Origin of the sequence: Nocardioides dongkuii, assembly GCF_014127485.1 — a bacterium.
GTDB classification, from domain to species: domain Bacteria; phylum Actinomycetota; class Actinomycetes; order Propionibacteriales; family Nocardioidaceae; genus Nocardioides; species Nocardioides dongkuii.
On record NZ_CP059903.1, the window covers coordinates 1541262 to 1553012 of the forward strand.

11 protein-coding genes and 1 tRNA gene are annotated in these 11751 nt (G+C 70.6%); 8 read left to right on the forward strand and 4 right to left on the reverse strand.

Annotation, left to right across the window (positions count from 1 at the left end):
* Window positions 1-42: 42 nt before the first annotated feature.
* Both H4O22_RS07515 and pyk read left to right on the forward strand, forming a co-directional pair.
* Window positions 43-1512 (forward strand): glutamate synthase subunit beta, encoded by a 1470-nt coding sequence (locus H4O22_RS07515; RefSeq protein ID WP_182526390.1) that lies wholly within the window; start codon window positions 43-45, stop codon window positions 1510-1512.
* A gap of 64 nt (window positions 1513-1576) precedes the next feature.
* Window positions 1577-3043: a pyruvate kinase gene (gene pyk / locus H4O22_RS07520; protein ID WP_182526391.1), complete on the forward strand. Its 1467-nt coding sequence runs from the start codon at window positions 1577-1579 to the stop codon at window positions 3041-3043.
* 4 nt (window positions 3044-3047) lie between these two features.
* Here pyk and H4O22_RS07525 read toward each other — a convergent pair.
* Window positions 3048-3121: transfer RNA gene (locus H4O22_RS07525), tRNA-Leu, on the reverse strand.
* A 38-nt stretch (window positions 3122-3159) separates the two neighbouring features.
* On the opposite strand from H4O22_RS07525, the gene H4O22_RS07530 reads away from it, so the two are divergent.
* The 5 genes from H4O22_RS07530 to H4O22_RS07550 all read left to right on the forward strand — a co-directional run bounded on the left by H4O22_RS07530 (window position 3160) and on the right by H4O22_RS07550 (window position 7929).
* Window positions 3160-3777, forward strand: coding sequence for an ANTAR domain-containing response regulator (locus tag H4O22_RS07530; protein ID WP_182526392.1), 618 nt, complete (start codon window positions 3160-3162; stop codon window positions 3775-3777).
* A gap of 149 nt (window positions 3778-3926) precedes the next feature.
* Window positions 3927-5264 (forward strand): ABC transporter permease subunit, encoded by a 1338-nt coding sequence (locus H4O22_RS07535; RefSeq protein ID WP_182526393.1) that lies wholly within the window; start codon window positions 3927-3929, stop codon window positions 5262-5264.
* A 10-nt stretch (window positions 5265-5274) separates the two neighbouring features.
* Window positions 5275-6270: a branched-chain amino acid ABC transporter permease gene (locus H4O22_RS07540; RefSeq protein ID WP_182526394.1), complete on the forward strand. Its 996-nt coding sequence runs from the start codon at window positions 5275-5277 to the stop codon at window positions 6268-6270.
* Entirely contained in the window at window positions 6260-7165 is a 906-nt protein-coding gene (locus H4O22_RS07545; protein WP_182526395.1) for an ABC transporter ATP-binding protein, read from the forward strand. The genes H4O22_RS07540 and H4O22_RS07545 overlap by 11 nt, the downstream gene beginning before the upstream one ends.
* Entirely contained in the window at window positions 7162-7929 is a 768-nt protein-coding gene (locus H4O22_RS07550) for an ABC transporter ATP-binding protein (RefSeq protein ID WP_182526396.1), read from the forward strand. The genes H4O22_RS07545 and H4O22_RS07550 overlap by 4 nt, the downstream gene beginning before the upstream one ends.
* Before the next feature lie 445 nt (window positions 7930-8374).
* Here the strand turns inward: H4O22_RS07550 and H4O22_RS07555 are convergent, their stop codons facing one another.
* Window positions 8375-9682, reverse strand: coding sequence for an ABC transporter substrate-binding protein (locus tag H4O22_RS07555; protein ID WP_182526397.1), 1308 nt, complete (start codon window positions 9680-9682; stop codon window positions 8375-8377).
* A 144-nt stretch (window positions 9683-9826) separates the two neighbouring features.
* Window positions 9827-10573 carry a DUF554 domain-containing protein gene (locus H4O22_RS07560; protein ID WP_182526398.1) on the reverse strand — a complete coding sequence of 249 codons (747 nt, stop codon included), beginning with the start codon at window positions 10571-10573 and terminating at the stop codon, window positions 9827-9829.
* A gap of 136 nt (window positions 10574-10709) precedes the next feature.
* On the opposite strand from H4O22_RS07560, the gene H4O22_RS07565 reads away from it, so the two are divergent.
* On the forward strand, window positions 10710-11282 hold the full coding sequence (locus tag H4O22_RS07565) for a GNAT family N-acetyltransferase (RefSeq protein ID WP_182526399.1): 573 nt from the start codon (window positions 10710-10712) through the stop codon (window positions 11280-11282).
* Between the two features lie 23 nt (window positions 11283-11305).
* Here H4O22_RS07565 and H4O22_RS07570 read toward each other — a convergent pair whose 3' ends face one another.
* Entirely contained in the window at window positions 11306-11737 is a 432-nt protein-coding gene (locus tag H4O22_RS07570) for a PaaI family thioesterase (RefSeq protein ID WP_182526400.1), read from the reverse strand.
* Between the last annotated feature and the right edge of the window lie 14 nt (window positions 11738-11751).

An 11751-nucleotide genomic window follows, 5' to 3' on the forward strand; every position in this document is an offset into this window, starting at 1 on the left:
GCAGGGCTGCACGGTCACGACGATGATGGAGGGCTGTGCCTGATGGCTGACCCCAAGGGCTTCCTCAAGGACGGCCGCGAGGTCGCTCCCCGGCGTCCGGTCGAGGAGCGGGTGCAGGACTGGGGCGAGGTCTACCCCGGCGGCCCCGGACGCGCGCTGCTGCCGATCATCGGCACGCAGGCGGGCCGGTGCATGGACTGCGGCATCCCGTTCTGCCACCAGGGCTGCCCGCTCGGCAACATCATCCCCGAGTGGAACGACCTGGTCTGGCGCGAGGACTGGGAGGGCGCCAGCGAGCGCCTGCACGCGACCAACAACTTCCCGGAGTTCACCGGTCGGCTGTGCCCCGCACCCTGCGAGACCGCCTGCGTGCTCGGCATCAACCAGGACCCGGTGACCATCAAGAACGTCGAGGTCACGATCGCCGACAAGGCGTGGGACTCCGGCTTCGTCCGCCCGCAGCCGCCCGAGTGGCTCTCCGGCCGCACCGTCGCGGTCGTCGGCTCGGGCCCCGCGGGCCTCGCCGCCGCCCAGCAGCTCACCCGCGCGGGCCACACGGTCGCGGTCTACGAGCGTGCCGACAAGATCGGAGGGCTGCTGCGCTACGGCATCCCCGAGTTCAAGATGGAGAAGAAGGTCCTCGACAAGCGGCTGGAGCAGATGCGCCGCGAGGGCACCGTCTTCCGGGCCGGGGTGGAGGTCGGCGTCGACGAGCTGACCGCCGACCGGCTCCGGGAGCGGTACGACGCGGTCGTGCTCGCCATGGGCTCCACCGTTGCGCGCGACCTCGACGTCCCGGGCCGCCAGCTCGACGGCGTGCACCAGGCGATGGAGTTCCTGCCGCAGGCCAACCGCGCCGCGCTCGGCGAGGAGGTCGAGGGGCAGATCATGGCCACCGGCAAGCACGTCGTGATCATCGGCGGCGGCGACACCGGCGCCGACTGCCTCGGCACCTCGACCCGCCACGGCGCCGCCAGCATCACGCAGCTGGAGATCATGCCGGAGCCGCCGCACGCGCGGCCCGCGGGCCAGCCGTGGCCGACGTACCCGATGGTCTTCCGGGTCTCCTCGGCGCACGAGGAGGCGGGGGAGCGGGTCTACGCCGTGTCCACCCAGGAGCTGGTCGGTGACGACCAGGGCCGGGTGCGCGCGCTGCGCCTGGTCGACGTCGTGTTCGAGAACGGCCGGCCGACCGAGGTCGAGGGCACCGAGCGCGAGATCCCGGCCGACCTGGTGCTGCTCGCGATGGGGTTCACCGGTCCCGAGCGCGCGGGCCTGGTCGACCAGCTCGGCGTCGACCTCGACGAGCGCGGCAACGTCAAGCGCGACGGCGACTACCAGTCGTCGGTGCCGGGCGTCTTCGTCGCCGGCGACGTCGGTCGCGGGCAGTCGCTCATCGTGTGGGCGATCGCCGAGGGCCGCGCCGCCGCGGCGTCGGTGGACCGGTTCCTGACGGGGTCCACGACCCTGCCGGCGCCGATCCCGCCGCACGCCCGGCCGCTCGTCGTCTGACCGCTGCGGGAGGCTGGGCCGGTTCCGGGGCTTGGAACGATCAAAGTCGCGCTAGAGTCGTCACGTGCGTAGAGCCAAGATCGTCTGCACCCTGGGTCCGGCCACCTCCTCGCCGCGCCGCATCCGCGAGCTCGTGTACGCCGGGATGGACGTCGCCCGGCTGAACATGAGCCACGGCAGCCACGAGGACCACGCCGAGGCCTACCGCCTGGTCCGCGAGGCCGCCGACGCGAGCGGTCACGGCGTCGGCATCTTCGCCGACCTCCAGGGCCCCAAGATCCGCCTCGAGACGTTCGCCGACGGGCCGGTCCTGCTCCGGCGCGGCCAGCAGTGGACGATCACCACGCGCGACGTCCCGGGCGACGACAAGGCCTGCGGCACGACGTACAAGGGACTGCCGGGGGACGTGCACGCCGGCGACCCGATCCTCATCGACGACGGCAAGATCCGCCTCCGGGTGACCGGGGTCGAGGACGGCACCGACGTCCTCACCGAGGTGCTGGTCGGGGGGAAGGTCTCGAACAACAAGGGCATCAACCTCCCCGGCGTCGCGGTGTCCGTGCCCGCGCTGTCGGAGAAGGACATCGACGACCTGCGCTTCGCCCTCCGCCTCACGGTGGACTTCGTGGCGCTCAGCTTCGTCCGCGACGCCTCCGACGTCGACGACGTCCGCAAGATCATGGACGAGGAGGGCGTGCACCTCCCGGTCATCGCGAAGATCGAGAAGCCGCAGGCGATCGAGAACCTCGACGAGGTGATCGCGGCGTTCGACGGCTTCATGGTCGCGCGCGGCGACCTCGGTGTGGAGTGCCCGCTCGAGGACGTGCCGTTCCTGCAGAAGCGGATCATCGAGAAGGCCCGGCTCAACGCCAAGCCGGTGATCGTCGCGACCCAGATGCTGGAGTCGATGGTCGCCAACCCCGCGCCCACGCGTGCGGAGGCCTCCGACGTCGCCAACGCCGTCCTGGACGGCGCCGACGCGGTGATGCTCTCGGGCGAGACGAGCGTGGGGGAGTACCCCGTGCACACGGTCGAGACGATGGGCCGCATCGTCGCCGCCACCGAGGAGCACGCGCTCTCGGGCGACACGGTGGCGCGGCTGCGCCACATCGAGTGGGACCCGCACACCCGCGGCGGCGTGATCGCCAAGGCGGCCGCGGAGGTCGCCGAGCGGGTCGAGGCCAAGTACGTCGTGGCGTTCACCCAGTCCGGCGACTCCGCGCGGCGGATGTCGCGGCTGCGCGGCCCGATCCCGATCCTGGCGTTCACGCCGGAGGCCGCCGTCCGCTCGCAGCTGTCGATGTCGTGGGGCGTGGAGACGTTCAAGACCCAGACCGTCGAGCACACCGACGAGATGGTGCGCCAGGTCGACGAGCAGCTGCTGCGCATCGGCCGCGTGCAGGAGGGCGACCTGGTCGTCATCATCGCCGGGGCGCCGCCCGGCATCCCGGGCTCGACCAACGCGCTGCGCATCCACCGGATGGGCGACGCGATCAAGGGCGTCGCCCCGGCGTACCGCCGCGGCCGCTGAGCCGTGCCCCGGGTGGGATTCGAACCCACACTTGACGGTGTTTGAGACCGCTCTCTCTGCCGGTTGGAGTACCGGGGCCACGAGCGGCCACACCCTACCGCCGCTAGCCTGTTCCTGTGCCCGTGACCCAGTCCTCCACGCCGCCCTCCACGACGCGCACCGTCGTCATCGCCGAGGACGAGGTGCTGATCCGCATGGACCTCGCCGAGATGCTGACCGAGGAGGGGTACGACGTCGTCGGGCAGGCCGGCGACGGCGCCCGGGCGATCGAGCTCGCCGAGCAGCACCGCCCCGACCTGGTCATCCTCGACGTCAAGATGCCGGTGCTCGACGGGATCGCCGCCGCTGAGGCGATCGCCGGGCGGCGGATCGCCCCGGTCGTCATCCTCACGGCGTTCTCCCAGCGCGACCTGGTCGAGCGGGCGCGCGACGCCGGCGCGATGGCGTACCTGGTCAAGCCGTTCGCCAAGAGCGACCTGGTCCCGGCCATCGAGATGGCGGTGAGCCGGTTCGCCGAGCTCGGCCAGCTCGAGACCGAGGTGGCCGACCTGACCGAGCGGCTCGAGACCCGCAAGGCCGTCGACCGCGCCAAGGGCGTCCTGCAGCGCCAGCTCGAGCTCTCCGAGCCCGAGGCGTTCCGCTGGATCCAGAAGACCGCGATGGACCTGCGCCTTTCGATGCGGCAGGTCGCCGACGGCGTCATCGAGCACGGCCCGGGGATCGCCGGCGACTGACCGGCCCACGTGTGCGCCGGGTCACGGCCCGGTTACCGCACGGTTTCGCTTCGCGTCGATGGGACCGATGTGCCGCAGCACACCCTGGTGACCCCTAGACTGCTCCTCGCCCTCGCCGCCTGAGCGTGGAACGAACGGAGTTGTGTGTGGTGTCACGACTGATCGCGTGGCTGGTGGTGATGGTGGCGCTGGCGCTGCCGACCGCCGCTTACGCCGACGAGACGACCAGCCCGAGCGAGAGTCCCTCCGCTCCGGCAACCGGTACGCCGCCCGGCGACGGGACCGCGGTGGGCGTGACGCTCACCAACGAGTCCGAGAAGGGCGAGGACGGGAACCCGGCGCCGATCCCCGGCGTCACCTTGACCGTGAGCGAGGCCGAGGGCGAAGCCGTCGGCGAGGGCGTCACCGACGAGGCCGGCCAGGCGCTCATCCCGGTGCCCTCCTCCGGCAAGTACGTCGTGGAGCTGGACGAGGACACGCTGCCCGAGGGCGTCGAGCTCGACTCCAGCACCAGCAACCGGCTGGAGATCACGGTCCTCATCCAGGGCTCGCCGACGTACGGCATCTTCCCGATCGGCGTGCAGGCCTCCGACACCCGCGGGTTCGCCCAGGAGCTGGCCGACTCGATCGTCGCCGGTCTCCGGATCGGGCTGATCATCGCGCTGGCCGCGCTGGGCCTGAACCTGATCTTCGGCGCGACCGGCCTGACCAACTTCTCCCACGGTGAGCTGATCACCTTCGGCGGGATCATCACCTACCTCTTCGACCAGACCTTCGGGGTCCCGGTCATCCTGGCGGGCGTCCTGGCCGTGATCGTCTCCGGGTTCTTCGGCTATGCCCAGGACCGGCTGCTGTGGCGACCGCTGCGCGGCCGGGGCACCGGACTGATCGCGATGATGATCGTCTCGATCGGCTTCGGGCTGTTCCTGCGCAGCGTCTACCAGTACTTCTTCAGCAGCTCGACGCGCTCGCTCTCGGAGTACACGACCCAGGCCCGCCAGGAGTACGGCTTCCTGCGCCTCGCCGACAAGGAGATCGCGATCTTCGCGATCGCCATCATCACGATCACGGTGGTGTGCGTGGCGCTGATGCGCACCCGCTTCGGCAAGGCGATGCGGGCGGTCTCCGACAACCCGGCGCTCTCCGCGTCCTCGGGCATGCGGGTGGACACCGTCATCCGCAACGCCTGGATCCTGGGCACGGCGCTGAGCGGCCTCTCCGGCGTGCTGCTGGCGGTCAACAGCCAGATCAACTTCCAGTCCGGGTTCAAGCTGCTGCTGATGGTCTTCGCGGCGGTCACGCTCGGCGGCCTCGGCACCATCTGGGGTGCGTTGTTCGGCTCGATCGTCATCGGCCTCATGGTCGAGGTCGGCCCGGTGTTCGGCGTCCCGTCGTCCATCAAGGAGGTCGGTGCGCTCGTCGTGCTGATCCTCATCCTGCTGATCAGGCCGCAAGGCATCCTCGGCCGCCGCGAGCGGGTCGGGTAGAGGGGGACACGTGGACTTCCTGGAGATTCTCCGCACCGCGCTGCAGCAGGCCTTCGGCCCCAGCGCCATCGTGTACGCGCTCGCCGCGATCGGGCTGAACATCCACTTCGGCTACACCGGGCTGCTCAACTTCGGCCAGTCCGGCTTCATGGCGGTCGGTGCCTACGGTCTCGCCGTCACGGTGGTGATCGTCGGCTGGCCGTTCTGGATCGGCGTGCTGTTCGCCTTCCTCGCACCGTTCGTGCTGGCCATCGTGCTGGGGCTGCCGACGCTGCGCCTGCGGGCCGACTACCTGGCGATCGCGACCATCGCGACCGCCGAGATCCTCCGCCTGGTCTTCGGCTCCGTCGAGCTCAAGGACCAGTTCGGCGGCTCGAACGGCCTCACCGGCTACTCGCGCACCTACAAGGACTTCAACCCCTACTCCGAGGGCATCGACTGGGGCTTCATCCGCTACAGCCGCGACGACCTGTGGAACGTCACGGTCGGCTGGGGCCTGGTCGCGATCAGCTGCCTGATCGTCTGGGCCCTGATGCGCAGCCCGTGGGGCCGCGTGCTCCGCTCCATCCGCGAGGACGAGGACGCCGTGCGCTCGCTCGGCAAGAACGTCTTCGCCTACAAGATGCAGGCGCTGATCCTCGGTGGCATGTTCGGCGGCCTGGCGGGTCTCTACTTCGCCCTCAAGCAGTCCTCCGTGGTGCCCAACGACTACTCCACGAACCTGACGTTCTTCGCCTACACCGCGCTGCTGATCGGCGGTGCCGCCCGGGTCCTCGGCCCGGTCGTGGGCGCGATCATCTTCTGGTTCCTGCTCTCCGGGATCGGCTCGCTGTTCTCCCAGCTGACCCGCGGGGACGACCCGATCCTGCCGGCGTCGATCATGGACGGGACGCAGGCCAGCCTGATCCGGTTCATCCTCGTCGGCCTGGCTCTCATGCTGCTGATGATCTTCCGACCACAGGGGATCTTCGGCGACCGTAAGGAGATCGCGATCGATGGCCGCTGACAAGAACGCCGCGCAGGCCGCCCTGGCAGGGGTGGCGACCGACCCCGGCGCCAAGAAGCCCGACCCGATCGTCGTGGGCAGCAACATCACCCGCACCTTCGGCGGTCTCAAGGCCGTCGACGTCGAGCACATCGAGATCCAGCGCGGCGTGATCACCGCGCTCATCGGGCCGAACGGCGCCGGCAAGACCACGCTGTTCAACCTGCTGACCGGCTTCGACGAGCCCGGCACGGGGACCTGGAGCTTCAACGGCCGCTCGCTGCAGCGGGTCGCGGCGTTCAAGGTCGCCCGGCTGGGCATGGTGCGCACCTTCCAGCTCACCAAGGTCCTCTCCAAGCTCACCGTCATCGAGAACATGCGGCTGGGCGCGACCGACCAGAAGGGCGAGAGGTTCTGGGCGGCGCCGTTCAAGTGGCTCTGGTCGAGCCAGGAGGACGAGATCACCCGCCGCGCCGACGAGCTGCTCGCGCGCTTCAAGCTGGACGCCAAGCGCGAGGACTTCGCCGGGTCGCTCTCCGGTGGCCAGCGCAAGCTGCTGGAGATGGCGCGCGCGCTGATGGTCGACCCCGAGCTGATCATGCTCGACGAGCCGATGGCGGGCGTGAACCCCGCGCTGAAGCAGTCCCTGCTGGGGCACGTGCAGTCGCTGCGCGACGAGGGCCGCACCGTGCTCTTCGTCGAGCACGACATGGACATGGTCCGGCACATCTCCGACTGGGTCATCGTGATGGCCCAGGGCCAGATCGTCGCGGAGGGCACCCCGCAGTCGGTGATGGCCGACCAGCGCGTGATCGACGCCTACCTCGGCGCCCACCACGACACCGACCTGAGCGAGATCGACGAGGCGGCCCTGGAGGCCGAGATCGAGGCCGAGCTCGAGGAGGAGCAGCGATGAGCGACATGACCCCGGAGCGCGAGGCGCACCTGGCGGCAGCCGACGGCGCGGTGCTGCGCGCCGACAACCTGATCGCCGGCTACCTGCCCGGCGTGAACATCCTCAACGGGGCGGACCTGTACTGCCACCCCGGCGAGCTGGTCGGCATCATCGGCCCCAACGGCGCCGGCAAGTCGACGCTGCTCAAGGCGCTGTTCGGCCTGGTCAAGGTGCACACCGGTGCGGTCCAGCTCAAGGGCGAGGACATCACCAACCAGCGGGCCGACCAGCTGGTCACCAAGGGCATCGGCTTCGTGCCCCAGTCCAACAACGTCTTCCCGAGCCTCACCATCGAGGAGAACCTCGAGATGGGCTGCTACCAGGCACCCAGCACGTTCTCGGAGCGCTTCGACTTCGTGACCGGGCTGTTCCCGACCCTGGGCACCCGCCGCAAGCAGCGCGCCGGCTCGCTCTCGGGCGGCGAGCGACAGATGGTCGCCATGGGCCGCGCGCTGATGATGAACCCGTCGGTGCTGCTGCTCGACGAGCCCTCCGCCGGTCTGTCCCCGGTGATGCAGGACGAGGTCTTCGTGCAGACCCGCAAGATCAACAAGGCCGGCGTCTCGGTCGTGATGGTCGAGCAGAACGCCCGCCGCTGTTTGCAGATCTGCGACCGCGGCTACGTCCTCGACCAGGGCCGCAACGCCTACACCGGCACCGGCAAGTCGCTGGCCGACGACCCCAAGGTGATCGAGCTCTACCTCGGCACCCTCGGCGCCGCCTGACCCACGCACGACGTACGACAGAAGGGGCCCGGGAGCATCGCTCCCGGGCCTCTTCTTTGTTGCGCGGCGGTCCTGGCGGCGAGGGCAGGCCGCCGTACGACGGTTTCGCTGGTTCTTGACCGACGGACCTTCCTCTTGACCGATGAAGCTCCGTCGGTCAGGGGGAAGATTCACCGGTTGACCGGTGAATCCTGCCGTCCCCGCGGCCCGTCGTGGCGGTCGTGGCGAGGGCGGGCCGTCGTACGGCGGTTCGCTGGTTCTTGACCGACGGACCTTCCTCTTGACCGATGAAACTCCGTCGGTCAGGGGGAAGATTCACCGGTCGACCGGTGAATCCTCCCGCCGGTCGCAGCCCCAGCGCGCAGCACCAGGAACGGGGAAGGGCCCCGGAGCGATGCTCCGGGGCCCTTCTCGTGGTGCGGGTGGTGCTGGGTGGTGCAGGTGCTCAGATCGCGCCGCTGATGTACTCGACGGGCGCGATCTTGTTCTTCGCGTCGTACTCGTAGATGCCGATGGACGCGGCGGTCGGGCTGCCGGTCTCACCGAACTCGATCGGACCGGAGACACCGTTGTAGTCGATGTCCTCGCCGTCCTCGAGCAGACCGGCGCACTCCTCGAAGGTGGTGCACTCGGTGCCGCCCGTGGTGACGTTGACCATCTCGGCCGCGACGTCCTCACCGGCGTCGCTCTTGGCGGCGATCGCCGCGAGCGAGGACGTGACGACGGCGTCGTAGGACTCGGCCGAGTAGGCGTAGTCGGTCAGGTCCGGGTCGACGGTGGCGAGACGCTCGCGGAAGTCGCCCGCGGTGTCGGCGCCGGGGATGGTGCCCTTGGTGCCCTCGAGCGTGCCCGGGGGCAGCGGCGCGTCGCCGTCCTCGCTGTAGTCGGCGGTGTTGCCGTCCACGAAGTAGGTCGGCTGGTCCTTGGGACCGGCACCCGCGGCGATGAGCTGCGGGATGATCGAGGTGGTCTCCTCGAAGGCGATCAGGACGACGGCGTCGGCACCCGAGCCGGCGATCTCCTGGACCTGCGAGTCGTAGGACTGGGCCTTCTCGCCGTAGAACACGGTGGCGGCGACCTTGGAGCCGGCGGCCTCGAGGTTCTTGGCGACCTCGGAGGCCAGCGTCTCGCCGTACGCGTCCTGGCGGGCCAGGATGGCGACGTTCTTGCGGCCGTCCTGGACCAGGAGGTTGGCGAGCACCGCACCCTGGAGGATGTCGGAGGGCGCCGTGCGGAAGTACAGGTCGGGCTCCGCGTAGTCGCCCTCGTCGAACGCCGTGGAGGTGTTCGCGGGGGAGAACATGATCGAGCCGGCCGACATGATCTTGTCGATCACGGTGAGCGAGACACCGGACGAGGCAGCACCGACGACGACGTCCGCGCCGGCGTCGAGCAGCTTGTCGGTCTCGGCGGGGGCGATGCCCGAGTCGGTGTCGCCGGAGTCGCCACGCACGTGGACGACGTCCTTGCCGTTGACACCGCCTGCGGCGTTGATGTCCTCGACGGCGAGGTCGACGCCCGCGAACTCGGGCGGGCCGAGGTAGGCGAGGCTGCCGGTCTGCGGCAGGAGCGAGCCGAACGTGAGCGTGCCGTCGCCACCCTCGGCGGCCGGCGTGGAGCTCTCGCTCTCGCTGCTGCTGGGGTCGGACGTGGGCTCGTCGCCGCCGTCGTCGTCGCTACCGCACCCAGCGAGCACCAGGGCGCTCGCCGTGGCCACGACGGCCAGGCGGAGAGTCAGGGAATTGCGCTTCATCTATCCTCCGGAGTTTTCAGGAAGCACCATGCGGGCATGGGCACCACCAGGCAACCTAGTGTCATCGCGGGTCTTTGGTGGCTCGGTCCTCGACATCGCTCCTATTGATGCCGTTTTGTGACCAAGATGACGCCCTGCGCCCGGTCAGCGGAGCCCGGCGACCACGGTGACCAGCAGCGGTGCCACCAGCAGCGCCGGCAGCAGGTCGGCGACCGGGACGTCGCGCACGCGCAGCAGCCGCAGCGCGATGCCGACCAGGAGCAGGCCGCCCACGGAGGTGAGGGCGGCGAGGTGCGCGTCGGGCAGGACGTCGCCCAGCCCGAGGCCGGCGAGGGTGAGGCCGCCCTGGACGGCGACGATCGTGGTGATGCTGGCGGCCACGCCCCAGCCGAAGGACGCCGCGAACGCGATCGCGGCGAACCCGTCGAGCGCCGACTTCAAGAAGAGCTGGTCGGCGCCGTTGCCGAGCCCGTCGTTCAGGGAGCCGAGGATGGTCAGCGGGCCGGTGCAGAAGAGCAGGGAGGAGGCGACGAACCCCTCGACGAACCGGCGCCGCTCGGCGGTGCCGGCCTCGCCGGCCAGCCGGCGCTGCAGCCAGCCGCCGAACGACGTGACCCGGTCCTCGATGCGCAGCAGCGACCCCACGATCCCGCCGACGAGCAGCGACCCGAGCACGATCAGCATGGGTGCGCTGTCGCCGACCTCGCGGGCCAGGTCGTCGTCGAGGACGGCGACCGCGGACGTCGCGGCAATCAGGAGCGTGACCAGTCCCAGGCCGTCGGTGACGACCTCGCGGGTGCGCATCGGCAGCCGGTTGCCGAGCAGCACCCCGAGGAGGGACCCGAGCAGCACCGTGGCGACGTTCACGGCGGTCCCGGTCCCAGGGATCATCCCGGACCCTCCCTCTCCCATCGGCGGCGAGCAGAGAGTAGCCTCGCCCGCAGAGTCGCGCCCACGAGGCACAGCCCGGCGCGCTCGCCGCACCAGGCGGCCCGGGGGTGACCACGACCATGTCGAGGATGGACCGATGATGCGGACCTTGGTGACGCAGCGGAGCGCCGTGCGCGCGGACGCGCCGTTCCTGGTCGGCCTCTGGAGCGAGTCCCTGCGCAAGGTCGACCGGGAGGACCAGGTCGCCGACCTCGAGCAGATCATCGAGCACGCCCACGGCTCGGACGAGCACCGCCTCGTCATCGCGGAGTACGACGGGTGCTCGGCGGGCGCCGTCCACCTCGCTGTGGCCACGCTCAGCTCCATCAACCTCGAGCGCACGGTGCAGGCGCTCTCGCCGCACGTGCTGCCGGAGTTCCGCCGCCACGGGGTCGGTCGCTCGCTCATGGAGGCGGCCGTGACGTTCGCCGAGGAGCTCGGGGTCGGCATGATCACCACCGCCGCCGCGGCAGGGTCGCGCGACGCCAACCGGTTCCTCGCCCGGCTCGCCCTCGGCCCGCAGGTCGTGGTCCGGGCCGCGCCGACGACCGCCGTCCGCGCCCGGCTGACCGCGCAGCGTCCGGCGGGGCAGCGGGGCCGCCAGCTCGGCCAGGTGCTGGCCGCGCGCCGGTCGCTGCGGCGCTCGCAGCTGCCCGCCGACGCCGGCTGAGCCGCCGACCGCCGACCCGGCGGTCAGAGACCGACGCGCTCCCGCGGGACCAGCGCGCAGGTGATCCGCGCGGTGCACACGCGCTTGCCGCGCTCGTCGGTGATCACGACCTCGTAGCAGGCCGAGCTCCCGCCGAGGTGCACCGCCGTCGCGACCCCGGTGACGAACCCGCTGGTGGCGGAGCGGTGGTGGGTCGCGTTGATGTCGACGCCGACCGCGACCTTCGTCGGGGCGGCGTGCACCGAGGAGCCGATCGACCCGAGGGTCTCGGCCAGCACGACCGACGCGCCGCCGTGCAGGAGCCCGTACGGCTGGGTGTTGCCCTCCACGGGCATCCGGGCCACGACGCGCTCGGCGGAGACCTCGACGATCTCGACGCCCATCTTGTCGTTCAGGCCACCCATCCCGTGGGGCATCGAGGCCAGGTACTGCTCGACGGACTGCTCCTCGCTCATGGGGCCATCCTGCC